The 24,102-nt window shown below is 52.2% G+C and carries 21 protein-coding genes; 8 read left to right on the top strand and 13 right to left on the bottom strand.

The features are described 5' to 3' along the window. Positions 1–11 precede the first annotated feature (11 nt). From C8N40_RS04660 to C8N40_RS04605, 12 genes are all read right to left on the bottom strand, one after another. The gene (locus C8N40_RS04660; protein ID WP_108210623.1) at positions 12–1,517 is read right to left on the bottom strand and encodes a carboxypeptidase-like regulatory domain-containing protein; all 1,506 of its coding nucleotides are present in this window, start codon (positions 1,515–1,517) and stop codon (positions 12–14) included. A 244-nt stretch (positions 1,518–1,761) separates the two neighbouring features. Beyond that, positions 1,762–2,334 (bottom strand): hypothetical protein, encoded by a 573-nt coding sequence (locus C8N40_RS04655; RefSeq protein WP_108210622.1) that lies wholly within the window; start codon positions 2,332–2,334, stop codon positions 1,762–1,764. 63 nt (positions 2,335–2,397) lie between these two features. Next, a complete protein-coding gene (locus tag C8N40_RS04650; RefSeq protein ID WP_108210621.1) occupies positions 2,398–4,104 on the bottom strand; it encodes a hypothetical protein in 1,707 nt (568 codons plus the stop codon). Between the two features lie 202 nt (positions 4,105–4,306). Then, a complete protein-coding gene (locus C8N40_RS04645) occupies positions 4,307–5,590 on the bottom strand; it encodes a hypothetical protein (protein WP_108210620.1) in 1,284 nt (427 codons plus the stop codon). Positions 5,591–5,820: 230 nt separating this feature from the next. Then, positions 5,821–7,020 (bottom strand): hypothetical protein, encoded by a 1,200-nt coding sequence (locus C8N40_RS04640; protein WP_108210619.1) that lies wholly within the window; start codon positions 7,018–7,020, stop codon positions 5,821–5,823. Positions 7,021–7,152: 132 nt separating this feature from the next. Further along, positions 7,153–8,559 carry a CsgG/HfaB family protein gene (locus C8N40_RS04635; protein WP_108210618.1) on the bottom strand — a complete coding sequence of 469 codons (1,407 nt, stop codon included), beginning with the start codon at positions 8,557–8,559 and terminating at the stop codon, positions 7,153–7,155. 56 nt (positions 8,560–8,615) lie between these two features. After that, positions 8,616–9,044, bottom strand: a complete 429-nt coding sequence (locus C8N40_RS04630; protein ID WP_108210617.1) for a curli production assembly/transport component CsgF — start codon at positions 9,042–9,044, stop codon at positions 8,616–8,618. 44 nt (positions 9,045–9,088) lie between these two features. Beyond that, the gene (locus C8N40_RS04625) at positions 9,089–9,559 is read right to left on the bottom strand and encodes a CsgE family curli-type amyloid fiber assembly protein (RefSeq protein ID WP_108210616.1); all 471 of its coding nucleotides are present in this window, start codon (positions 9,557–9,559) and stop codon (positions 9,089–9,091) included. Positions 9,560–9,742: 183 nt separating this feature from the next. Then, a complete protein-coding gene (locus C8N40_RS04620; RefSeq protein WP_108210615.1) occupies positions 9,743–10,162 on the bottom strand; it encodes a response regulator in 420 nt (139 codons plus the stop codon). A 27-nt stretch (positions 10,163–10,189) separates the two neighbouring features. Then, complete coding sequence (locus tag C8N40_RS04615; protein WP_108210614.1) at positions 10,190–10,999, bottom strand: sensor histidine kinase; 810 nt, start codon at positions 10,997–10,999, stop codon at positions 10,190–10,192. Between the two features lies 1 nt (position 11,000). Continuing rightward, positions 11,001–11,507 carry a hypothetical protein gene (locus C8N40_RS04610; protein ID WP_146173509.1) on the bottom strand — a complete coding sequence of 169 codons (507 nt, stop codon included), beginning with the start codon at positions 11,505–11,507 and terminating at the stop codon, positions 11,001–11,003. A 149-nt stretch (positions 11,508–11,656) separates the two neighbouring features. Further along, positions 11,657–11,986 carry a hypothetical protein gene (locus C8N40_RS04605; protein WP_108210612.1) on the bottom strand — a complete coding sequence of 110 codons (330 nt, stop codon included), beginning with the start codon at positions 11,984–11,986 and terminating at the stop codon, positions 11,657–11,659. Positions 11,987–12,193: 207 nt separating this feature from the next. Here C8N40_RS04605 and trxA point away from each other — a divergent pair, with 207 nt between their 5' ends. The 8 genes from trxA (at position 12,194) to C8N40_RS04565 (ending at position 22,953) form a co-directional block, all read left to right on the top strand. After that, positions 12,194–12,499 (top strand): thioredoxin, encoded by a 306-nt coding sequence (trxA, locus tag C8N40_RS04600; RefSeq protein ID WP_092103055.1) that lies wholly within the window; start codon positions 12,194–12,196, stop codon positions 12,497–12,499. A 395-nt stretch (positions 12,500–12,894) separates the two neighbouring features. After that, a complete protein-coding gene (locus C8N40_RS04595; protein ID WP_245904991.1) occupies positions 12,895–14,181 on the top strand; it encodes an efflux RND transporter periplasmic adaptor subunit in 1,287 nt (428 codons plus the stop codon). Positions 14,182–14,262: 81 nt separating this feature from the next. Beyond that, complete coding sequence (locus C8N40_RS04590; protein ID WP_175491093.1) at positions 14,263–14,964, top strand: ABC transporter ATP-binding protein; 702 nt, start codon at positions 14,263–14,265, stop codon at positions 14,962–14,964. A gap of 322 nt (positions 14,965–15,286) precedes the next feature. Continuing rightward, positions 15,287–17,167 (top strand): M61 family metallopeptidase, encoded by a 1,881-nt coding sequence (locus C8N40_RS04585; protein WP_170114020.1) that lies wholly within the window; start codon positions 15,287–15,289, stop codon positions 17,165–17,167. A gap of 45 nt (positions 17,168–17,212) precedes the next feature. Then, positions 17,213–18,574 (top strand): TolC family protein, encoded by a 1,362-nt coding sequence (locus tag C8N40_RS04580; protein WP_108210610.1) that lies wholly within the window; start codon positions 17,213–17,215, stop codon positions 18,572–18,574. Between the two features lie 259 nt (positions 18,575–18,833). Then, entirely contained in the window at positions 18,834–21,107 is a 2,274-nt protein-coding gene (locus C8N40_RS04575; protein ID WP_245904990.1) for a TonB-dependent receptor, read from the top strand. After that, positions 21,107–21,922: a DUF4249 domain-containing protein gene (locus C8N40_RS04570; protein ID WP_108210608.1), complete on the top strand. Its 816-nt coding sequence runs from the start codon at positions 21,107–21,109 to the stop codon at positions 21,920–21,922. The genes C8N40_RS04575 and C8N40_RS04570 overlap by 1 nt, the downstream gene beginning before the upstream one ends. Before the next feature lie 251 nt (positions 21,923–22,173). Further along, complete coding sequence (locus C8N40_RS04565) at positions 22,174–22,953, top strand: hypothetical protein (RefSeq protein ID WP_108210607.1); 780 nt, start codon at positions 22,174–22,176, stop codon at positions 22,951–22,953. An 82-nt stretch (positions 22,954–23,035) separates the two neighbouring features. On the opposite strand, the gene C8N40_RS04560 is transcribed toward C8N40_RS04565, so the two are convergent. Beyond that, positions 23,036–23,848 carry a purine-nucleoside phosphorylase gene (locus C8N40_RS04560; RefSeq protein WP_108210606.1) on the bottom strand — a complete coding sequence of 271 codons (813 nt, stop codon included), beginning with the start codon at positions 23,846–23,848 and terminating at the stop codon, positions 23,036–23,038. Between the last annotated feature and the right edge of the window lie 254 nt (positions 23,849–24,102).

Genomic DNA, 24,102 nt, shown 5'->3' with positions numbered 1-24,102 from the left:
TTAAGATGATTCTACTTCCAGTCCGGCATGGTGGCGTTGGAGAAGAGCTTGGTGCGGTTCTTCCCGTCGGCTGCATCCATCACATAGATGTCAAAGGGGCCGAGGCCATCATTCGGCGTATTTACAAAGATGATTTTGTCTCCCGTAGGCGAGTAGCGTGGGTATAAATCGTTGGTGCCAGCGGGCTTTAGTACAGACAGATCCACCAACCCGCTTCCGTCGATGTTTTTGCGGTAGATGCGCGCGTCCAGCTGGCGTCCCTCGGTGTTCTCAAAGCCTGCCGCATCGCGGGTATAAAGTATACTTCTGCCGTCAATAGAAAACACAGGACTCTCCACGCGGCCCGGCATGTCCTCCACCAGCAGGGTCATGTTCGCCCCGTTGGAGTCCATGATGTAGATTTCGGAGTGATTGATGTTGGTGCCGATGGTCTGGGCCAGGATTTTGTTGCCACGGTCAGTCCAGTCGAGCATACGGAAGTGGCGGTCAGCAGGAGCAGTAGCCAGCACCACCAGGCCGGAGCCATCCCGCTCAATTCTATACAGTTTCTCGTAATGCGGATAAATCAGCTGCCCCCCGTCCGGCGCCCACACAAACCCGATTCCCTGGTTATGGTATCCCGCTACGGGCACTGAGGTGATCTTTTTCTGATCGGTCCCGTCCATGTTCATGGTATAAATCTGCGGCTCCACGCTGGCGTTGGAAGAATAGGCGATGATGTCGCGCTTCGGATTTAGCAGGGGCCACCACTCGCGGCTGGCGCCATGGGTCAGCTGGAAAATATTAGCTTCTGTGCCATCGGAGCGGTAAATATTATACTCGCCGTCGGTGATGCGGGCAAACAGGTAGCGGGCGTTGGGTATGGCTAGTGTCGTGAAGCTCCACACATCGCCGTTAGCCGTGCGGCCACTCTGGTCCTTTACCACCACCTGCCAGAAGTAAGTGGTGCTATACTTCAGGCCTTTGGCTACAGTGCTCGTGTCGGCTATGCCGGCGGCAATCAGTTTCTTCTCCGTATTCCCCGACTCGTACAAGTATACATCATAGGTAAGGGTATCGCTGCTGTTGGCCTTCGGGGCTTTCCATTTCAGTACGAGGTTCACCGGCTGGGCCGTCGTGCCCGACTCAGGAGAGGGATTGGCCGCTTTTCCGGGGGCAAGCCCGCCACCAGTCGACTCCTCCAACACGATCGAGATGGTGCTGTTTTTGAGGTTCTTCACCGCCACCGACACCGACTTGGTTTTATACCCGATCTTCTGTACCGTCACGGTATAGTCGCCGGCATTTACATCGGTTATCGAGAAGTTTCCTTCCTGGTCGGTGATGACAGCCGAAGTAGCCGGATTCGTAGTGATACTGGCCGTGGAGATGGGTGCGTTGGTTGCGGCATCCAGCACTGTGCCCCTGATGGCGCCACCTCCCTGTGGCTCCACGGTATCCTCGTTACAGGCAACCGTTCCGAAAAGTATGAGTAATAGTAAGCAAACTTGCTTCAGGGTGAAAGCAGCTTTTTGCATGGTGTCAATTTTGAGTTGTCAGGTGAGAAGGAAAGAATACAGCAGCACAATAAGTCAATTTTGGATTGCAATTATTATACTGTATATATAAATATAAGGTTTAGACAATAAGCTATTTTTATCTAATATTTTAAAGGTAAAATCACATAATATAGAAAGTATAAACCACCTATACTTTCTATGGCCAGAAAGACATAGATATGCAGAAGTATAACAACCAAGAAGATATGCTTACCAGCAGCAGTTATTGCTGCCGAACCGTTACCGGAACAAAGCCTGCGCTTTGCTCGATGGTGATGTTCATGTTGTTTCCCTCCTGCACCACCTTGTAAGAGCGCGAGCCTGGGCTGGTCTCTATCTGGTTGATGGTGTTGTTGTCGCCATACTGCAAAAGGCCGTAGTTTAGGTTGCTTCCCTGCACCTGCTGCGTAATGCTGTTCCCGTTGCCAAGTTGCACGACATTCGAAGTAAGGTTGGCCCCTGTCATACTCGACTCGAAGCTGTTGTAGTTGCCAAACTGGTTTACCGTAGCCCGGATTCCGGCCCCGGTTTGCTGCAGCGCCGCCTGGTTAAAGCTGCCCACCTGCAGCACGTTTACCTGGTTGGCTACCGTGCTTGTCTGTACCTGCTGCACCATCGACACATTGGCGCCTCCCTCCTGGTAGGTAGTGGCTATATTCCCACCGGCAGCGGTAGTTCCTATACTTTTAGCGCGCAGGTTGTCAAGTATAACTTCCTCGCTGCCGCCCGATTGCGCCAGTGCGCTGTTCAGTGCAAATGCTGTTAAAGCTAGTAGCGTAAAGATTAGTTTTTTCATGAGATATAATTTTGTAATACTCCGTGATGAGCTTTCTGCTCATCACGGAGTATTTTTTATACTTTATTGCTGTACAATTACAGTGGTATTGCCTGTTCCGCTTTGCGAGATAGAAGCATTCTGAAGCTCGCCGCTTTGCGTAATAGAGGCAGTATTCATCACACCGGTTTGGTAGATCTCAGCCAAACTGTCTACCGTTTCCTGTAGGATGCTAGCATTGTTGTAAGAGCCCATGTCCTGTGTAATTCTTGATACAGAGTAGACACCATCCTGCGCAATAGAGGCGGTATTGTTATCCCCACCATATTGATAAATTTCTGCCCGATCTCCGAAACTGAGCTGGAACACATCTGCGGTATTAGCTAAACCTCCAATTTGTTCGATGATTGCAGCTGAACCCAAAAGGGATTGATCAATTGTCGCACTATTATCCTGCCCACCTTCCTGTAGGATAGATGACCAACCCCCTTCGCCGCTCTGATGAATGCTGGCATAGTTATTCAGACCATCCACCTGAATAATGGAGGCATTATTATAATCACTTCTCTGGTTAATATAAGCCTCATTACTTTCGCCACCTATTTGCTCTATAGAAGCACTATGATAGTCATAGATTTGATAAATTTCGGCTTCATTATCATAGCCTCCGTCCTGCACTATCATAGCCTCATTTTCAATGCTTATTTCCTGTGTAATATCCGCATCGTTGCTTTCCCCTCCTGTCTGATAGATACCAGCGGTGCTCATTACTCCATCCTGCACAATATCGGCATCGTTGTTCTCCCCCAGGTACTGATACACCTCGGCTACGTTAAGCGCACCATCCTGAATAATCTCCGCGTCGCTATTTTCTCCGCTTACTTGTTCTACAGTAACACGGTTATTCTCCCCTGCCTGGTATACATCCGCCTCAAAGCTAACGCCGCCTTCCTGGTATATGATAGCTCCGTTTGCTTCACCTGCTTGGGCTATACGTGCCACGTGATAATTGTAAAAATCATAGAAACCACCCTGCTGATATATCTCAGCGCTATTCAGTTCACCTTGCTGGCTAATACTAGCACTGTTGTTCCTGGTTTCCCACTGACTTATGAAAGCACTATTGCCAGTTCCGAGTTGTTCAACATAAGCACTGTTATAATCACTGCTTAATTGGCCCACCAGAGAAAAGTTGAAGGACCCATTTTGGATGATGTCGATGCTATTAAAGGTATTCCATAACTGCCAGGCATACGCTTCATTATTATTCCCATACTGCTCAACTTTTATTATATGGTTGTCAACATCATCCTGAGACAAACCCGCTCTATTGGAATTACCGTTCTGTTTTAGCTCGGCTTTATTATCATCCCCATCAAACTGCTCAATAAAAGCATCATTGTTTTCCCCTTGCTGCACCATACTAGCCTCATTATTTTCCCCGTTCCCCTGGTAACTCAAGGCACTGTTTACCTCTCCCTGCTGCCGGATTACCATGACGTTATTAATAACCTCTTCCTGAACAACTTCTCCGGAATTACCTTTGCCACGTTGTGTGACTTCGGCCAGGTTCCCCGCTCCTCTTAGTTGTTCCACCGAAACGATGTTGGAAGCGCCTCTTTGAGACACTACAGCGCTGTTCTCTGTACCGCCAACCTGTTCGACAGAAGCAGCGTTGTCAGCTCCTCTCTGTTCGGTAATGACAGTGTTCCCGTTACTTTGGGCAGAGGCTGTCCCTGATGCGAGCAACAAAGCTGCTAATGCTGCGGCACTGATAAAGTTGTTTTTCATAGCTAATTAAGTTTTATGCGTTTAAGAGGTTTTGGAACTGACCCTACATCTTGCAGTAAGGCTATTCTCTTGGAAAACAAGCTGGTTTCTCCATTTATACTTTACAATGATAAGCTGACCATAACCTTTTGCAAATAGGCAAAAGCAAATGGCTGCAGGTGTAACCCTGCAGCTTTTGAAAGAGGCATCTAATTTATAAGTGCTACTGCTGTACAATCACAGTAGTATTGCCTGTTCCGCTTTGCGAGATGGAAGCATTCTGAAACTCGCCGCTTTGCGTAATCGAAGCAGTATTCATCACACCGGTTTGGTAGATCTCAGCCAGACCATCTCCTGTTTCCTGTAGGATGCTAGCATTGTTGTAAGAGCCCATGTCCTGTGTAATAACGGCTCTTGAGAAAGTGCCGTCCTGCTCAATAGAGGCGGTATTGTTATCGCCACCGTACTGATAAATATCTGCGCGATCTCCAAAGGTGCTCTGAATGATACTCGCTATATTAGCCAACCCCCCGAGTTGTTCGATGAAGGCAATGGAACCCAAACCATCTTGGTCGATGAAGGCAGTGTTATCCTGGCCGCCGTCTTGAAGGATTTCCCCTATCATACCCATATTGTATTGAATGACAGTGGCGTTGTTATTTACACCTTCCAACTGGGTAATGCTGGCTCTACTATAATCGCTATTTTGATCAATAAGAGCACTATTACCACTGCCGCCTGACTGCAGGATGTTAGCACGATTATTCTCGTTAATAAAGTCATTGAGCTGGTCTATGACAGCTTCATTGTTAGCGCCGCCCTCCTGAGTTATCGAAGCGCTATTTCTCCATCCGCTCTGATCTATCCGGGCAGTGTTATTTTCACCCTCAACTTGCCATATATCTGCTACATGATCAGTCTCATACTGATTTACTTCAGCATCATTTCTATAGCCACTGAGTTGGAATATTATTGCACTTAGATTTGAGCCGAGTTGATAGATATCTGCATCGTTACTCTCACCTGCCTCCTGGAAGATGCCACCAATATTCATATCCCCATCCTGCACGATATCAGCATCGTTGTTCTCTCCCAAATACTGAAACGCCTCTGCCACGTTAAGCGCACCATCCTGAGAAATCTCCACGTCATTGTTCTCCCCAGCCGTCTGCTCCACGATAGCCATATTGCCGTCTCCCTCCTGGTAAATGTCAACGTCATTGCTAACACCGCTTTCCTGCAAAACAGTAGCTGTATTGGCAAGCCCCGCCTGTTCAATGTAGGCTTCGTTCTCCATGCCGCCAATTTGTAAAACACTGGCCACGTTGTTGTCGCCGACCTGGGAAGCTCCCGCTGCATTGTTTACACCTCCCAGCTGCTCGATAACAGCGCTGTTGGTGTTGCCTGCTTGTGAGGAGGTAGCTGTGTTGTTGCTTTGGGCATAGCTTGCCCCTGATGCGAGCAGCATAGCAGATAATGCTGCTGCGCAAATAAATTTGTTCTTCATAGCATGTAACTAATTGAGGTTTAAAATAATTTACAATTAAATTATACTTTACTTATATCAACTAGTTACACTAATCTTGTTAATTTTTATACTTTTTCAATCCTCTTCCGAACCAGGCTTAGGCCGTACGAAACAATTGAAGCGTCGCTTTATTTGCCCGAAGTATAAAAAGAAAATAAGGCACCGGAAATCCGGTGCCTTACCAGCTGAAGAGTTATCTAAGTAAGCGATTAGTGCTGGATAACAGTGCTTACGTTGCCAGCGCCAGACTGTATTACTGCAGCGCTGTTGCCAAAGCCCATCTGGCTGACAGTGGCTGTGTTGCCTGAACCAGCCTGCAGCACAGCAGCGCTATTCAGGATACCGTCCTGAGCAACTGAAGCAGTGTTATACTCACCCGTCTGACTTACTGCCGCGCTGTTGAACCAGCCATCCTGGTCAACATCAGCTACGTTGCTGTAACCCAAGAACTGGCTAACCTGAGCGCTGTTGCCCAGACCATACTGGTCTACGGCAGCGACGTTGTACGCACCTCCCAACTGGGAAATCGTAGCACTGTTAGCAAGTCCATCCTGTCTGATCTCGGCATCGTTTCTGAAACCATCCACCTGCGTGATAAAAGCAGAGTTAAATGCACCATCCTGGTAAACGTCGCCGTCGTTGCTCTCGCCACCTACCTGTACAACAACTGCGGTGTTAAAGTCGCCGTCTTGGTCAATGTCTGAGTCGTTGTTTTCACCACCATCCTGATAGATTGCAGCAGTGTTCAGGTCTCCGTCCTGCTCAATGTCGGCATCGTTGTCTTCCCCGTTGGTCTGGTTGATGTAAGCGATGTTCCAGTCGCCATCCTGATCGATGTCGGCATCATTGCTCTCACCTTCGGTCTGGTCGATGTGAGCATAGTTGTAGTCGCCATCCTGCGTTACGTCGGCATCATGGTTCTCGCCTCCAAACTGGTGCACAAGGGCTTCGTTGTAGTTGCCATCCTGGTCCACTTCAACGTTGTTGTCCTCGCCAAAATACTGCAGTACTTCAGCGAAGTTGCCTTCACCCTCCTGGTTTACGTCGGCATGGCTGCCTTCGCCTTCCCACTGATCCACGTAAGCGTCATTCAGCGTGCCTTCCTGGTCAACGTCAGCGTCGTGGCCTACACCACCATCCTGCCAAACAAAGGCGTTGTTCTCTGTACCAACCTGTGACACAGAAGCCGCATTGTAAGCGCCGTAATCTTGCACTATTTCTGCGGTGTTGGACAAGCCGGCCTGGGAAAGATCAGCTACGTTATTTAAACCGCCTGTTTGTGTGATGGTACCCACGTTGGTAGTACCGGCCTGAGTTGATGTAGCTGCATTACCTACGCCTTGTGCAAATGCAGAGCCTGCTGTGAACATCATCGCTGCAGCAGCAGCAAAAATTACTTTTTTCTTCATGATACTTTTATAATTTTTAAAGGTTTAAAATGATTTACAGTATCACTATACCTTTATAAATTATTATAGTTTCATATTTTGTAATTATTTTTATATTATTTTTAAGTTAAATAATATTGATAATGTTATACTTTATTTGTATAAGCCCAGGTAAAAATTTATGCCTATTTTACCTGTCCAGAAATAGTCGTTGAAGCGCCCTTGCTCCACATCGTCCAGGTCATCATCCAGCAAATAAGAACTGGTAGCACTTATGTCAATACCGATGTTGCGGGAGAGGAGGTACTCCATGCCCAGACCCGCCTTTACGTAAGGATTAAAACCGTTGTCGCCAAAGCTGTCGAAGATATCCCCGAACCCGCTGCCGACTACCAGCCCGCCGCCACCCAGCTGTACATAAGGCGTGTACCGGAGCTTGGGGAAGAAGAGGTAATTGAGGTTGAGCTCGGCATAATTGATATCAATTCCAAAGTTGCTCTCGGTGGATAGCCTGCCCTTGCCCAGCCTGAGATCGAAGCCGATGTTCTGACGTGAGTTTATCTTTAGGGCGGCCTCGCCCATAAACCTGAAGTTCGAGTCGGGGTAGTCTCCCTTGTAGTACATGGCGCCAACGGCCCCGCCCACTCCTACTAGGCTGCGGCGCTCTGCCATCAGGTTGCCGTGTATGTCGCTGTTGAGCACATCTTCCTTCTCCTGCAGGTAGTCCTTCACCACCTGCGACTCCAGGTCGGCTTTGTTTTTGGGGCGCCAGTACCCGGCCAGCATGCCTTCGATAACCATACTTTGCACGGCTTTGTCGATGGCCTCCTTCACGGCTATTTCGGATGGTTCGTTATAGGTAAAGCCTGTCTCGGCCTCCAGCAACCGCTTGAAGTGCACATATCGGAACACGCCAAAGTCTACGGACTGCGAAAGGATGGTTTTGGAAGTATAAACGGTCTTCAGAATCTCGCCTGTGCTAGAGGAGATAGCCCGGAGGTACACGGTCACCTTGTCCTCGCGGTACTGGCCCGAGCCGCCCGCACCGAAGTAACGCGCGCCCGCACCGCCTGTCACCACGTTGGCATCATAGGAGATAATGCCGCCCTCGAGTATAATGCCCGCAAAGAGCAGCCCTGGCAGGTTGGGTTCCTTTTTTCCGGTAATGGCCTCCGACTCTGCGCGCGTAGACCGGATGATCTTGCGCTCGTTCAGCAGGTTGCCCAAATTCTCGCGCTCAATGGGGGTAAACCACCCGGACTCCTCCAGCGAGTTGATGAGGATGGTGGTGGCCCCCTGCGTAACGGCCGTAGACCAGCTGGTGCCTATCTCGGAGGGTTTATACTGCCCTGTCTGGTCCCTGAACTTATAGACGGCGGCCACCACTTTCTGCTGCGGCTCCGGCAACTCCACCAAATCCTTGTAAGCTGGCGAGGGGGCGCCAAGGGTCGCCTCTGCCGTGCGCATGGGCTGGTGGAAGTATGGAGAGCAGCCCTGCACGGCCCAGAGCGTAAGTATTAGCAAGACGGCAAACGTCGGTTTGTAAACTTTAGAGGTCATATCAGCGGGTGATGGTATAGCAGTAGGAAGTGATTGAAGTAGCAGGTACTATTTGGTTAGTAGTAAGGTATCGTCACCGTCGTTCTGTTGCCCGTTCCGATGTCCACGATTTCAATATTCACGCCTCCGGGCCCCTCCGTTACGTCTATCTGGTAGTCGCCCAAGGTATAGCTGCCTGGCGTCACGCCATCCTCCCCAAACTGGTTGGCGATAAGCTTTCTGGAGAGCTCGTTCAGTATCTGCCGGTTGAGGCTGCTCTTAAAGTCCTCCAGCGGGTCGCGGTTTATACCTGAGCCCGAGGTTGCATTCGGGTCCTTGAGCTTATCCTGCGACTGGGCCGAGCTCTGCAGCCAGGAGTAGTTGTAGGGGTTACCGCCAAAAGCCGGGTTTTTAGGGGTATAAACCAGATCCTGTGCTTGCGCGCTTACCAGGTTTACCAGCACCAGCACCAGGGTTACCATCAGGGGGAGTATGAATTTTCTCATCGTAAGGGTATTTATACTTTTAGGGGTAGTTATACTTTATAGGTTCAGAAAACTTCCAGTTGCTGCCTGCCTTCTGCCTCCAACTGCTGCTGCAACTGGTTGCGGACCAGGTAATCGAACAGGCCTTCCGCCACGTAGGTGGCCGTTTCCTCTATGGCGTCGTAGCGTGGCATCAGCTGCTGCTCAAACAGCAGCTCATCGTTCAGTGTCACCTGTATCAGCGCGCCATTGCCACGGGTGGGCCGTTCTTTAATCAATATGGTGTAATTCTTTGCCGAGGGAGGGGCTTCCCACTGCCGGTGGAAAACATCGTAGAAGTCGCGCCCAATCTTGGTGATGGTCTCATCCACCACCAGGCCGTCCACCTCCAGGTCTGCTGAGCTGCGAACAGCCTCCTCAAACTGATTAGGCCGCGGCGCTGCCTGCCTCCTCGCAGTCGTATCCTGTTGCATAGGGCTCTGCGCCTGTGCATTTGGCAGTACCAGCACACAAAGCAGCACCCCCACAACCAGCATAGCTAGCCGCGATATTATACTTCCAGGAATACAATTGAATAATACCAAGCCTATATCAGATTGATCTTATATAAGCGTAATACTGATTAATACAGAAAAAGTTTATTTTAGTATTATAAAAGTATAAAATAAAAAACCCGGCTGTGCATAGCCGGGTTTTGGTAGGGTAGCTGAGTATAAAGCTTAGTTGAGCATATCTATTTTAATTCCTGAGGAAAAGAAGCCCTTGCCTGCCTTCAGGGCCTGCAGCGCTTGCCGCAGCTCGTCGGGCTCCGAGTTTTTGAGCAGGTAGCCTTTTACGCCTTCTTCTAGCAGGCTCTCCACCAAGGCCTCATCGCCATAAGTGGACATGACCAGGATGCGCACATCCGGGTACTTCGAGAGCAGGTACCGGGACGTGGCCACCCCGTCCATCTCCGGCATTTCCAGGTCCAGCATGATTACATCCGGTAAATCGGACTCGATTTTCTCGAGCAGCTCAGCGCCGTTGCTCGCGTCGGCAACCAGCGTGATTTCATCAAACGCCTTCAGCAGTTCCAGAACCCCCTTCCGGAACAAGTTGTGGTCATCGGCAATAGCCAATGTGAGTGGCTGATACTCCATGTGCAGTAACAGGTTTAAGTTGGTACGTTATTGTGTGTGTTCGGGTGATGCTTGTGGTATGGTAATACTGGCAGATGTGCCGGTTCCGGGAGCGGAAACAATCTCAATGCTCCCGTCCATGAGTGCCGCACGGCTCTGCAGGCTCATAATTCCCAAGCCCCCACTTGGTACCTGTTCCTGCTGCACGGTTGCCATATCAAAGCCTACCCCGTTGTCTTTATACAAAAGTACTGTTTCGGACGGAGAAAAGCGCAACTCAATGCTAACCTGCGTAGCCTGCGCGTGCTTGATGGTGTTGTTGAGTAACTCCTGCACCATACGGTATAACAGCAACTCGTGTTTGGGTTTCAGCCGTTTTGTTTTATCGTTGTAGCTGACGGTCAGGTTAATAAACCCGCTGGCAGCCAGGTTGCGGCGCAGCGCATCCAAGGCCTGGGCCAGGCCCATTTTCTCCAGCACCACCGGCATCAGGTCATGTGAAATGCGCCGCACGCTGTTCAGTACCTCATCCAGTTGCTGCTTCATGTGCCGGGCGCCCTCCTGCATCTTCTCATCCTTGCACTCGGTGTTGCTCACCATCTGGTGCAGGTTCAGGCGGACGAGGGCCAGCATGGCGCCCACCTCGTCGTGCAGGTCGCGGGCCACGCGCCGCCGCTCCTCCTCCTGGGCATGCAGCGTCGCCTCCAGCAGTTGCTGCTGCTTTACAGACTGCAGTTCGCGCAGCTGCTCCTGGTGCTGCAGCATGCGCCGCTGGTAGAGCACCACAAACACAATGATGCCCACTGCCAGCATCAGCATGACGGGTGTAATGAGTATAAGTGGGTCCAGCGTCTTCATGTTAGGTGGTCCTTCGCAGGGCCATCATAAGTATAACTCTAAACAAAATGTTGAGCACCATAATGATGGACAGACAAATCCTAGCCGCATCATAAGACTCTGCCAACGCAGCATTAAACATGCTATAGGCCATGGCAGTGCCTGCCTGATAAACGATAATCCCGCTGCTGAGCACAAACATCGGGTCCCGGTCCAGGTAAATAAAGTTGGGCTCTCTGGCGGATTGGTAAAAGTATAATACGGCCAAAGCGACCAGCATTGCCCCGGCTACCATGCGCGGTGTGGTATTCATCTGCGTAATGCTTTCTGCTAAAACCACGCTCAGCATACACACTATACCCACACAGACGATACTTGCCAGCACCCCAAGCTTCACAAACTTCCCCCTAAGGCTATAATAATAAATCATTCCCAGCAGCAGGTACTCCACAGGTGTGTAAATATGCTGTATCCAGTGGTTGTTCCTAGTGCCCAGGTACACGGTAAGCTGCCCTGCTATCTCTACCAAGGCGATAAATGCAGTATAAAGCAGGAGCAGATTGAAATGCAAACTGCTCCGCTTGTATATCAGGAAAAGGCCGGCTAGAAGCGGTATACTAAAACTGTAAGAAGAAATGTTTGCCAGCCAAGGATATATTTCCTGGATGTAAAATTCCATTATTCATCCAAATCTCCCGTCGAGCAGTCAGGAGGACATACCTTAGATCCATCCGCAATGGTGCCTTCCAACATGTCGTTGCCGTCGGCGTTGGCACCTACCAGCACCAGCTGCCGCTGGCCCCGCTCATCGCGGGCATAGTACATCCGGATGCCCATGCAGCCATCCTGCGCAAGGATCTTCTCCAGTATTTCGCGGCCGAAAAAGTGGGCTTTGACAACTACTCCTAGGGCAGGGTCTGGTTTGGCTCCCTGGCGGTAGTTCCTGGTCCATTTTGCGGCTGTGCCCCTTTCTATAGGAGCACCCTCAGTTCCGTCGAATTTTGGCATATTTGTTTTGGCTTTAGTTGTGATCCGAAATATAGTTAATTTCTAATTTAAACGTAGCATATTTAAAATATTAACTTTCGAAAGTAAAGCACCCAGGCCCGGCTAGCGGGTGAAGCGGCTAACTGGCTCATAACCAAGTATGCCGGAGAAACCAACGGTATAGTTTAAGCAGACGTATTAGTAGCACGACATACTTTAAGAGAAGCAATGGCAAAGAAATCTTTTCAGGAACTTATAAATAGCCCGGGCATGCCGGTGCTGGTGGACTTTTATGCCGACTGGTGCGGCCCCTGCAAAGCCATGAGCCCGGTAATTCAGCAGGTAGCCAGCCAGTTTAACGGCAAGCTGAAGGTGATTAAAATAAACGTGGACAACAACCAGGCTGCCGCCTCCCAGTATCGGGTACAGGGGGTGCCCACATTTATACTTTTCCACAAAGGCCAGCAAGTATGGCGGCAGTCCGGGGCGATGCCGGCACAGCAACTCACGCAGGTTATCCAGCAGTATGTGTAGGGTTTAATTTTGAATGAGTGATTGAGTGCATGAGTGAATAGGTAATCCCCACACTCACTCATGCATTCATTTCCCCGCCGAAGCCTGCTTCAGCAGGTATACCCAGTCTGTCTTCCACATCCCTCTAAACACGGGGTGCTTCCCTCTTGGGCGCTAAGCCATGGCAGGGGTAAGATCCTTTTTCATTTGTAGGGCCTGCCCTCATCCGGCAAAGTATAAATTCCCTGCCTCTAAACCCCAGCTATACTATCCTATTGCTGTTCGGTACAGGACACTAAAGTGTACGGAAGCGGACACTCATGACATAGCCACACCTCTATACTTTGCGTTAAATATTTGATTTTCAATTACTTACAAAACGTGGCATGTAAATTGGCGTACCGGATACAGAAACTATGAAAGCTATGGACTCACGACCTCAATCTACTACTATGGACCGCGTCATTGAGAAAAAGAAGGTAACGCCAAAGAAAATAATCCTGCTAGCGGCCGGTGCAACGGGCCTGGCGCTGCTGCTCTACAACCTGCTGTTTGCCGAGCACAGCTCCACACTTAATGTGGATAGCAAGCGCCTTACCGTAGGGCAGGTGAGCCAGGGCATGTTTCAGGAGTTCATCGCCATTGACGGCACCGTGGAGCCCCTCAAGACGTTTTACCTGGATATTACCGAGGGAGGCCGCGTGGAGAAGATTTACACCGACGACGGCAAAATGGTAGAGAAAGGCGACACGATTCTGAAGCTGTCCAACACCACGCTGCAGATTGACTTCATGACCCGCGAAACGCAGCTGTACGATTTGATGAACGAGCGCCAGAACTCCGAAATCACCATGAAGCAGGACCTGATCCGCAAAGAGAATGACCTGGCGGAGATAAAGTACCAACTGGCCCTGGCCCAGCGCAAGTATGACCGCAACAAAATGCTGATCGAAGAGAAAGTAATCTCGCGCGAAGAGTATGAGGCGGCCAAAGATGAGTACGATTACCTGACGACCCGCAAAAGCCTGGCGGAGCGCTCTGTAAAGCAGGACGCGCAGCTCATGACGGACCGCCTCAAGCAGCTCGACGAGTCCATCCGCCGCATGGAGGCCAACATTGGTATGGCCCGCAACACGCTCAACAACCTGTATGTCACCGCTCCTTTCACTGGACAGCTATCCACCCTGAAGGCAGAGGTTGGTGAGTCGAAGGCCGCTGGCGAGAACATCGGCCAGATTGACGACCTGAACGGCTACAAGGTGAAGGCCAATATAGACGAGCACTATATCTCGAAAATACACCCCGGCCTGAGCGGCACCTTCGACTTTAACGGCAAGAGCTACAACGTAACCGTGGCCAAGGTGTTCCCGGAGGTGCAGAACAACACGTTTCAGGTGGACCTGGAGTTTGCAGAGGGCACCCCGGCAGGTGTTAGACGCGGCCAAACGCTACAGATCAAACTGAACCTGAATGACGGTGCCCAGGCTATACTTTTGCCCCGAGGCGGCTTTTACCAGAGCACCGGCGGCAACTGGGTGTTCGTCCTCAACGAGGCTGGTGGCACTGCCGAGAAGCGTAGTATCAAGCTGGGCCGCCAGAACCCGAACTATTACGAAGTGCTGGAAGGCCTGCAGCCTGGCGAGAAAGTGGTCCTCTCCTCCTACGACAGCTATGGAGACATTGACAAGCTGGAGTTGAAGTGATTTAAAAATTGATTCGCCATTAGTACAAAATAAAACGTTAACCTCATTTCAAAAGCAATAACCATGAGCACACAAGAACTTATCATCGATACACAGAACCTGCAGAAGAAGTATGTGACCGACACGGTGGAAACGACCGCCCTGGCCGGGGTAGACCTGAAGATTAAACGTGGTGAGTTTGTGGCTATCATGGGCCCCTCTGGCTGCGGCAAGTCCACCTTGCTCAACATCCTGGGCATGCTCGACAGCCCGTCGGCGGGCAGCTTTAAGTTTTTGGGCCAGGAGGTAGCCAACGTGTCGGAGCGCCAGCGCGCCAAGCTGCGCAAGCAAAACCTGGGCTTCGTGTTCCAGAGCTTTAACCTGATTGATGAGCTGACCGTGGAGGAGAACATCGCCCTGCCGCTGGCTTACCTGGGCTATTCCAAGTCGGAGATGGCGCAGCGCACCCTGCAGGCCATGGAGCGGATGGGCATCGCGCACCGCCGCAGCCACTTCCCGCAGCAGCTCTCCGGCGGTCAGCAGCAGCGTGCCGCCATTGCCCGGGCCGTGGTGTCTGAACCGGCGCTTATACTTGCCGACGAGCCCACCGGTAACCTGGATTCGGTACATGGCCGCGAGGTGATGCAACTGTTGTCGGAGCTGAACGATGCCGGCACCACCGTGGTGATGGTAACGCACTCTCCCACCGACGCCGAGTACGCCCACCGCATCGTTAACCTGTTCGACGGGCAGATTGTAACCGAAAACCTGAACGTGCGCCGCCACGCAGCAGAGCTGCTGTAAAGTATAGTTAATAGTTAATAGTTAATAGTTAATAGTTTTTATACTTCTAAACTCTCTAACTCCTAAACTTTCTAACTCTTTAACTCCCAAATGTTTGTTGTTTGTTTGTATGGTGAGTATCCCGGGGATGCCGGCACGCCTGCCGGCCCCCGGGGCATCATCCTGAAAGTATAGGCAGGCAACCATTTATACTTTTCCTGCATCTGTTGGTCGGGTGGCTGGCAAGGCATTTAAGAGCTGGTCTACAAATTAGGCCTATTTGTCTAAAAAGACTATCCTTTATACTTCGTAGAAGTTAAATTGATAGAAACAGAAACACACTATGCTGAAAAAAACTTTTACCGCTCTTACACTTTGCCTCAGCCTGAGTATGGCAACCCTGGCCGGCAATGCGCCGCAGAACCCCGCCAGCACAAAGTATAACGTGACCGTAGACCTAGCAAACGCTCAAAACGACAGGGTGCAGGTAACGGTGCAGGCGCCGGCCATCACCCGAAACGACATCGTGTACAACATGCCCAAAATCGTACCCGGCACTTACTCCGTCTCCGACTTCGGCAAGTTTGTAAACGACTTTAAGGCTTATAACGCCAAGGGCGACACCCTGGCCGTGGAACGGCTGGACACCAACCGCTGGAAAATAAGCAATGCCACCCAGCTCGACAGAATCACTTATTGGGTGGATGATACCTTTGATGCCCCCAAACGCGAGGACGTGGTGTTTGAGCCAGGCGGCACCAACATCGAAGAGGGCAAAAACTTCCTCATCAACCCCTTCGGCTTCATTGGCTATTTCGATGACCTGAAGCAGGTGCCCTATACCCTGAACATCACCAAGCCCGAGGGCTTCTACGGCTCCACTCCGCTGGTTGCCGCGGCCACCACAGACAAGCAGGACACTTTCGAGCTGCCCAACTACGTGGAGCTGGCCGACTCGCCGCTGATGTATAACCGCCCCGACACCACCATCATAGATTTGGGCGGAACGGATGTGCTTGTATCGGTATACTCACCAAGCGGCCGTGTCACCTCCGGCCCGATTGCCGCCAACGTTAAAAGTATACTGGAGGCACAGCGCAGCTACCTGGGCGGCACGCTTCCGGTGGATAAGTACGCGTTCCTGATTTACGTGCCGGAGCGTGTGGGCAAGTCAGGTTCTTTCGGAGCCCTGGAGCACTCCTATTCCTCAGTATACTTTCTGCCCGAGATGCCGGAGGAGCAGTTCAGCAGCACCATTCGCGACGTGGCGGCCCATGAGTTCTTCCATATCGTAACGCCCCTGAACGTGCATTCTGAGGAGATCGGCAACTTCGACTTCATCAACCCTAAAATGTCGAAGCACCTGTGGCTGTACGAGGGCGTGACAGAGTATTTTGCCACACACGTGCAGCTCTATGAGGGCCTCTATGACATGGACACGTTCCTGGACAAAACCCGCGACTATATCCTCACCTCCAAGACCTACTACAACGACACCCTGCCCTTTACCGAGATGAGCGCCAACGTGCTGGACAAGTATGCGAACGAGTATGGCAACGTGTACCAGAAGGGCGCCCTGATAGGGATGGTGCTGGACGTGCGGCTGCGCGAGCTCAGCCAGGGCAAGTATAGCCTGCGCGACCTGATGCTCGACCTGTCGAAGACCTACGGCAAGGAAAACGCCTTTAAGGACGACGAGCTGTTTGATAAAATCGCAGAGCTAACCTACCCGGAGATCCGGGATTTCTTTGCCAGGTATGTCGAGGGCTCGGAGCCGCTTCCGCTGGAGGAGACGTTCCGCAAGGTGGGCATCCTGTACCAGCCAAAGGGACAGCAGGAGATTATCTCCTACGGCAGCTTTGCCCCGGGTTATGACGAGGAGACAGGAAAGATTAAGGTAGCTGACACCACGGACATGGATGCCTTTGGCCGCAAGATCGGTTTCCGGAACAACGACCTCCTGCTTGCTTTTAACGGCACCGAAATCACCCCGGCTAACATACGCCAGCTCATCAGCGAGGATCTGCAGAACATGAAGCCTGGCGAGAAGCTGACCTTTACGGTGGGCAGGCTAAACGAGAAAGGCGAGATGAAGGAGAAGAAGCTGAAAGGGAGGGCCACGGCCATCAAGCGCGAGCAACAGCACCTGCTTAAGCCAGACCCCATGGCCACGCCGGAGCAGCTGCAGCTACGCAACGCCTGGCTGGGCATTGAGGGTGCATAGCTATACTTTGCAGAGGATCATTGCCACTTAGTATAAAATAAAACTATGAAAAAATGTACCACCAAAGCCCTGCTGGCAAAGCTGGGAGGGCTGGCCCTATGCCTTGGCCTAACTTCCGCCGCCTACGCGCAAGAGCCCCTGACGCTGGAAAAAAGCCTGGACCTGGCCCGCCAGAACAACGTGGCGCTGCGCCAGGCGCGCTACAACAGCAGCAAGGCCGATATTAACGTGCGCCGCAGCAAGTATAGCTACCTGCCTTCCATCTCGGCCAACGCCGACGTGAGCCGCACCAACGGCCTGGTGTTCGACAACGTAGCGGGCGAGGTGAAGCGGGGCAACACCACAGCCTCCTACCCATACGTGTCGGGGCAGGTGGTATTGTTTGATGGCTTTGCCAAGCTCCATGAGCTCAGGCAGTCCAAGCAGTTGGCGCAGGCAAGGGCTTTTGCCGAGGACCAGGCGGAGATAGACCTAGAAACCAACATTACGGCTTACTATCTGCAGGCCCTGGTGGACGGAGAGAACATCAAAATATCGGAAGCCAGGATAGCGCTGCTGGAAGGGCAGCTGAGCCAGATGGAGAAGCTGGAGCAGGCCGGGGTGCGTGCCATGGACGAAGTATACCAAATAAAGGCACAGGTAGCCACTGAGAAACTCAACCTGATCACGCACCAGAACAATTACCGCCGGGCCATGCTCCAGCTCATCCAGGAGATGAACGTGGAGGGCGCGCCGAGTTACCAGCTGGCATTGCCGGCCACACCGGATGAGGTGCACATGGAGCTGCCTACAGAGGACCAGGTAATGAGCAATGCATTGGCCTACTCGCCTCTGGTAAAATCTACCGCTGCCAGCCTGGATGCCGCTAAAACCGAGCTCAAGATCGCTAAGAGCAACTTCTCCCCCACTCTTTCGCTGGAAGGGATGCTGGGCTCCAACTACTCCAGCAACATTTACAAAGACCCTGAAAACGGAAACCTCAAGACGATGCCCTACTTTGACCAGCTGGACCTGAACCAACGCAAGGTAGTAGCCCTGAACCTGAGCGTGCCGATTTTTAACGGCCTGAGCCGCCAATTCGATACCCAAACCGCGCGCCTGGACCTGCGCAACGCCGAGCTCGACTATGTGGCCAGCCAAAACCAGCTTCGCCAGACGGTGCAGCAAGCCTACCAGGATGTGCTGGCCGCCCGCGAGAAGTATAACACCGTCACCGCTAACCTGGAGTATACCCAGCGTGCTTTTGAGTCGGCCAAGCGGCGCTACGAGCTGGGCTCCATCGATTTCTTTGCTTACATGGAATCGCTCAACAACATGAACAGGTCGCAGGCGGAGCTGCTGCAGAGCAAATGCGAGTTCTACCTGAAGAAACGGATTCTGGAGCTGTACCAGGGGCAGGCAAACTAAGTACCTAATAACGCAAAACTTATCACCTAACCTATCTACTATTACCCATACTTTGCAAAGGCCGTTGCCGGTGGCAGCGGCCTTTGTATTTGAATTAAAACGGGCGCCGGGTAAACCAATTAGCCGTACTTGCAGTTCTAACCCTAAGACTCACTGATAAAAGTTTATTTCCTGTTGCCGGTACTTCTGGTTATTTTAGCCTTGCCTCACCGTAACAGATGGATACATGCGAATTTACTATACTACCTTACTGTTACTGTTGCTCTTCATTTCTTGGCCAGCCTGGGCGCAACGACAGGTGGTGCAGGGCTACGTGCGCGCCGCCAGCAACGGTGAGGCGCTGATCGGGGCCACGGTAACTTCGCCAGAGTCGGGGGCCGGCACTATCACCAACGAGAATGGTTATTATACCCTTAGCCTGCCAGAGGGGGAGCATACTTTACAAGCTACTTACATTGGTTATACCACCGGCACCCGCACCATCAGGGTGGCAACAACCGGGCAAAGTATAAATTTTATACTTCAGCCGGCCAGCAACGAACTGCAGGTGGTGGAGATACAGGCCAGCTCCCTTGAGCAGAAGCTGAACGACACCCGCATGAGCGTGGAAACGCTCTCCTCCACAGAGGCCAAACTGCTGCCTGCTCTGTTCGGGGAGGTAGACTTGGTAAAAACGCTGCAACTGAAACCCGGCATCCAGTCCGGGGGGGAGGGCACCAGCGGCCTGTATGTGCGCGGCGGCGGCCCCGACCAGAACCTGGTGCTGCTGGACGACGCCATGATCTACAACCCCTCGCACCTCTTTGGCTTTTTCAGCGTGTTTAACCCCGATGCAGTGAGGAGCGTGGAGCTGTACAAAGGCGGCTTTCCGGCGCAGTTTGGCGGCAGGCTCTCGTCGGTGGTGGATGTGAAGATGAACCGGGGAAACAACGAACGCATCAGCAGCAGCGGCGGCCTGGGGCTTATCTCCTCGCGCCTCACCGTGGACGGTCCCATCCTGAAGGACAAGCTTAACTTCTCCGTCTCCGGGCGGCGCACCTATGTCGATATATTCACGCGGCAGATTAACCGCCTCAAGGAGGGCGACGACGACTTCAGTCCCATCCCCGATTACTACTTCTATGACCTGAACGCCAACCTGAGCTATACTTTAGACGCGAAGAACGACCTGACCTTCAGCGGCTATTTTGGCCGCGACTTCTTTGGCTTCGACGATAGCGGCTTCAGTTTTGGCTTTGACTGGGGCAACACCATGGGCACCCTGCGCTGGCGGCACAAGTTCAGCGACAACCTCTTTGCCTCCACCTCCCTCACATCCACCGGCTACAAGTATAACATCAACAACAAGATTGATATCTTCAGCTTTAAACTGACCTCGCAGGTGCAGGATTATACGTTGAAAAGTGATTTCGACTGGTTTGTGGGCAACGGGCACAGCCTAAAATTTGGGGCGCAGGCTACACACCACGATTTTACGGTGGGCCGCCTGAACTTTGAGTCGGAGGACAGCACGCAGAACTTTGGCGCCGGGAACACCTACAGCGGCAGCGAGTTTGGCCTCTACGCCTCCGACGACTTTGTGCTCAGCCCGATGCTCTCCTTTAACTATGGCCTGCGCCTGTCGGGTTTTAACAGCGGGAGCAAAACCTACGCTGCCCTGGAGCCGCGCGCCTCAGTAAAGTATACCTTGAACGAGCATACGTCCCTGAAGGCCAGCTACGCCAGCATGATGCAGTACGTGCACCTGCTCACCAACTCCGGCGCCTCGCTCCCGACCGATATCTGGTACCCCTCGGGCCAGGGGGTGCGGCCGCAGCGCTCCCAGCAGGCGGCCCTTGGCGTGAGCCACTTGTTTGGGAAAGGCCGGTTTCTGCTCACCAACGAAGTATACTATAAATGGATGCAGCACCAGATAGACTTCCGCGACGGCGCCAACCTTTTTGTAAACGACAGCCTGGAAAACGAGTTTCTGTTCGGCAAAGGCGAAAGCTATGGCAACGAGCTGTACCTGGAGAAAGTGAGCGGCAAAACTACCGGCTGGCTGGGCTACACCCTCTCCTGGACCTACCGCAAGTTCGACGAGATTAACAACGGCAGGCGCTTTCCGGCCCGCCACGACCGCCGCCACGACATCAGCCTGGTGCTGATGCACCAGCTCAACAAGCGCCTCAGCCTGACGGGGGCTTTTGTGTATGGCTCCGGCAGTCCTTACTCGGTTCCCATTGCCCGTTTTGCCTTTCAGGATGTGGAGGGGAAAGACCCCAGCATTGTGCCTATTTACGAAGACCGTAACTCTTATCGCCTGGCCGCTTACCACCGCCTGGACCTGGGGGCGGTGCTGAAGCTGAAGCCCCGGCGTGGTGAGGCCGACCTGACCTTTAGCGTGTATAACGTGTATAACCGCCGCAACCCTTACTTTATATACTTTGAGCAGCAGAAGGACCGGTCAAACCAGCAGATTGTCGGCTTCCAGGCAAAGCAGGTGTCGCTTTTCCCGGTTATCCCTTCGGTTACCTATAACTTTAAATTCTGATGATGCGCAACTGTGTTCTATACTTGCTCCTGCCGCTGCTGGCTATGCTTTCCTCCTGCGATTTGGAGAAGGACATTGATGTGAGCCTGCCGGCCTATGCGCCGCAGTTGGTGGTGGAGTGCTACCTGGAGCCGGGCAAGCAGATGCGGGCCACCGTGCTGGAGAGTTCCGGATACTTTGAGGAACCCAACCCTCCCGTAGTGCCGGACGCCATCGTGTATATTACCTCCCCATCCGGAAAGCGCGTGCAGCTAAAGTATAAGCCTGTGATGGTGAAAAGCACCGGCCGCTTCTACACCCATACTTCCTCAGAGGTGATGACCGGCAAGCCCGGCGACATTTATCACCTGGAGGTAGAGGACGGAAGCGGCCGAAAGATCTCCGGCTTCACTAAAATCCAGCCGAAAGTAAACATAGAGGAGGTGGAGTGGCGCTTTAACGACAAGGACGAGGCGCTACTGCTCACCACGTTTCAGGATGCGCCCCATATGCCCAACTACTACCGCTACATGACCCACGTCGACAGCCTGAGCGGCGGCTCTGACCGGGACTTTGTCACCTCCGATGATCTGACGGATGGCAAGCGCGTGTCGCTGGGCTCCTCTTACCGGTATGCGGAAGGCGACACCCTGATTGTAACGCTCTACCACATCGAGAAGCAGTACTATGATTTCCTGGCCTCTGTCTCCGATGCCAAGAACGCCAACGGCAACCCCTTTGCGCAGCCCTCACAAATCAAATCCTCCTTGGAGGGCGGCATCGGCATTTTCACCAACCTGGCGTATGACCGCAAAACCGTGGTTATAAAAAAATAACTGGTGCCTTACATGGGCATTTTGGGGCGGCTGCAGCAATGTAGCCGCTCTTTTTTTGGCGGAGCCCAACTAAATAGCTTAAATGCAGTAAAGTATGTGATTGCTGCGGGCAAACAGCCACAGTAAAATGCGCGCCTATCCACCACTCCTTCTATAGACGTTTTCCGATAAATACTTGAACTTACCTTTGTTTATATAAGTATTTTTATATAACTATATCGGTATAATAATTACAGCTCATCAAATCCTCTATGAAAACACCTGTTTTTTATACCGCCGCAGCGCCATACATAGCCCCTCCGGCCCTTAAGGATACACTTAAAGGACTCTGGGAGTTTGTTCGGCGCCCCCGGCTGCTAAAGCGCGAGCAGAACGTGCTGGAGGTGAAGCTGCCCCTCATCTTCCAATTGGCTTTTATCTTGCTCCTGCTGCAGGTGGGGTTGTTTATTGCCATTGCACTGCTGGGTAATCTGTTAGGTTTGCAGGTGCTCAACGCAAACATCGCCGGGTATATCTTCTCCCAAAGCTCCTTTGTACCGCTGTTTGCGACGCTGGTGCTGCTGGCCCCTGTAACAGAGGAGCTGATTTTCCGGTTACCGCTGATTTACTCGCGTACTTTTATACTCGTGGCGTTGCTCACATTCCTACTTAGTCTGGGCCCTGTGGTAGCGCTTGCCCTGAACATACCGCTGGTACCTTACGCTATGGGGGCCATACTGCTTCTTGGCCTCGCCTCTTGGTTGCTTACCCACCGAAAGCACAAACTAAGGGTGCACCTGCTCTGGGAGCGGCACTTTGGGTTGGTATTCTATACTTTTACGGTTTTGTTTGCCCTGTTGCATTTTACCTCCCCTCAAAGCTACGCCCTTCCGCAAGCACTGTTTCTATTGTTGCTGCTGCACAAGTTGGTGGGGGGCATTTTTATGGGCTACACGCGGCTGCGGCTGGGCATGGGCTGGTCTGTTGCCCTGCACATGTTCCATAACCTGGTTGTGCTGCTGGTGCTGCTCGGATACTGGGCAGGGGTTTAAGGATGGGAAAGTATAAAAGGACAGCGGCAGGGAAAGTATGATTTCCCCTGCCGCTGTCCTTTTATACTTTGGTACCTATAGCTTAGGCGTTTCGCACCAGTTCTTTGATGAGCAGCGTCATGCGCGGTTCGGCGATGGCGGCGGCCTCCAGGATATCGGCTAGCACTACTTTTTTGATGCGGTCCGGCGTGCCCATGTCCGTGATTACCGAAACGGCAAACACAGGCAGGCCCATGTGGCGGGCCGCAATCACTTCCGGCACTGTAGACATACCCACGGCATCGGCGCCAATTATACGTATGTAACGGTATTCCGCCGGCGTTTCCAGCATGGGGCCGGGAACGCTTGCGTACACGCCCTCCTGCACCGTAAAGCCGGCATCTTCGGCTATCACCATGGCCTGGCGCACCATCTGTTCGTCATACGTGTCGCTCATGTCCGGGAAGCGCGGGCCCAGCTCGTCCATGTTCCTGCCGATAAGCGGGTTGCTTGGCTGCAGGTTGATGTGGTCGGTGATAATCATCAGATCAGAGGTGTTGAAGGCTGGGTTCAGGCCGCCCGCCGCATTGGAAACGAACAGCTTCTTCACACCCAACAGCTTCATCACGCGCACCGGAAACACCACCTGCTCCATGCTGTAGCCCTCGTAAAAGTGGAAGCGCCCCTGCATCACCACCACCCTGCGCCCGGCCAGGTGCCCGAAGATCAGGATGCCGGAGTGGCTCTCCACCGTAGAAACCGGGAAATTCGGGATCTCGGCGTAAGGAAGGGAGTAGGCCACCTCCAGCTCGTTTACCAATGCGCCCAGGCCGGTGCCCAGTATAATGCCAAACTCGGGTGCAAAGTCGTTGGTAACCCGTTTAATATGTGCTGTGGATTCGTGTAGTTGCTGCATAGTATAATTTTGAATGAGTGAATGAGCGAATGGGTGAATGAGTTTCTACCTTTTGCAAGACGAAGTAACACGTTTGACTTGTCCGCTGAAATGATTTTCATCATGCCCCATACTTTACGCTCTGCCTATAATTTATACTTGTGAGCTGCTATAAGCTGCAGCAATAAGTATAGGTGGGCAAGTTGCAAAAAAATTGCATGCCCCGAAAACAAAAGCGCCTCCAGTCCGATGTCCTGGAGGCGCTTTCTATACTT

Origin of the sequence: Pontibacter mucosus (assembly GCF_003054055.1) — a bacterium.
Lineage (GTDB): Bacteria > Bacteroidota > Bacteroidia > Cytophagales > Hymenobacteraceae > Pontibacter > Pontibacter mucosus.
Note: the sequence above shows the minus strand (reverse complement) of the source record. Positions and strands in the feature narration are given on the sequence as shown.

What these genes read in the sequence shown, in the direction of transcription:
- C8N40_RS04560 (WP_108210606.1), bottom strand. Translation starts at nt 23,848, where the DNA reads ATGCAGCAACTACACGAATCCACAGCACATATTAAACGGGTTACCAAC.
- C8N40_RS04565 (WP_108210607.1), top strand. Translation starts at nt 22,174, where the DNA reads ATGAAAACACCTGTTTTTTATACCGCCGCAGCGCCATACATAGCCCCT.
- C8N40_RS04660 (WP_108210623.1), bottom strand. Translation starts at nt 1,517, where the DNA reads ATGCAAAAAGCTGCTTTCACCCTGAAGCAAGTTTGCTTACTATTACTC.
- C8N40_RS04605 (WP_108210612.1), bottom strand. Translation starts at nt 11,986, where the DNA reads ATGCCAAAATTCGACGGAACTGAGGGTGCTCCTATAGAAAGGGGCACA.
- C8N40_RS04615 (WP_108210614.1), bottom strand. Translation starts at nt 10,999, where the DNA reads ATGAAGACGCTGGACCCACTTATACTCATTACACCCGTCATGCTGATG.
- C8N40_RS04635 (WP_108210618.1), bottom strand. Translation starts at nt 8,559, where the DNA reads ATGACCTCTAAAGTTTACAAACCGACGTTTGCCGTCTTGCTAATACTT.
- C8N40_RS04625 (WP_108210616.1), bottom strand. Translation starts at nt 9,559, where the DNA reads ATGCTGGTTGTGGGGGTGCTGCTTTGTGTGCTGGTACTGCCAAATGCA.
- C8N40_RS04620 (WP_108210615.1), bottom strand. Translation starts at nt 10,162, where the DNA reads ATGGAGTATCAGCCACTCACATTGGCTATTGCCGATGACCACAACTTG.
- C8N40_RS04585 (WP_170114020.1), top strand. Translation starts at nt 15,287, where the DNA reads ATGCTGAAAAAAACTTTTACCGCTCTTACACTTTGCCTCAGCCTGAGT.
- C8N40_RS04630 (WP_108210617.1), bottom strand. Translation starts at nt 9,044, where the DNA reads ATGAGAAAATTCATACTCCCCCTGATGGTAACCCTGGTGCTGGTGCTG.
- trxA (WP_092103055.1), top strand. Translation starts at nt 12,194, where the DNA reads ATGGCAAAGAAATCTTTTCAGGAACTTATAAATAGCCCGGGCATGCCG.
- C8N40_RS04640 (WP_108210619.1), bottom strand. Translation starts at nt 7,020, where the DNA reads ATGAAGAAAAAAGTAATTTTTGCTGCTGCTGCAGCGATGATGTTCACA.
- C8N40_RS04650 (WP_108210621.1), bottom strand. Translation starts at nt 4,104, where the DNA reads ATGAAAAACAACTTTATCAGTGCCGCAGCATTAGCAGCTTTGTTGCTC.
- C8N40_RS04580 (WP_108210610.1), top strand. Translation starts at nt 17,213, where the DNA reads ATGAAAAAATGTACCACCAAAGCCCTGCTGGCAAAGCTGGGAGGGCTG.
- C8N40_RS04645 (WP_108210620.1), bottom strand. Translation starts at nt 5,590, where the DNA reads ATGAAGAACAAATTTATTTGCGCAGCAGCATTATCTGCTATGCTGCTC.
- C8N40_RS04570 (WP_108210608.1), top strand. Translation starts at nt 21,107, where the DNA reads ATGATGCGCAACTGTGTTCTATACTTGCTCCTGCCGCTGCTGGCTATG.
- C8N40_RS04655 (WP_108210622.1), bottom strand. Translation starts at nt 2,334, where the DNA reads ATGAAAAAACTAATCTTTACGCTACTAGCTTTAACAGCATTTGCACTG.
- C8N40_RS04595 (WP_245904991.1), top strand. Translation starts at nt 12,895, where the DNA reads ATGAAAGCTATGGACTCACGACCTCAATCTACTACTATGGACCGCGTC.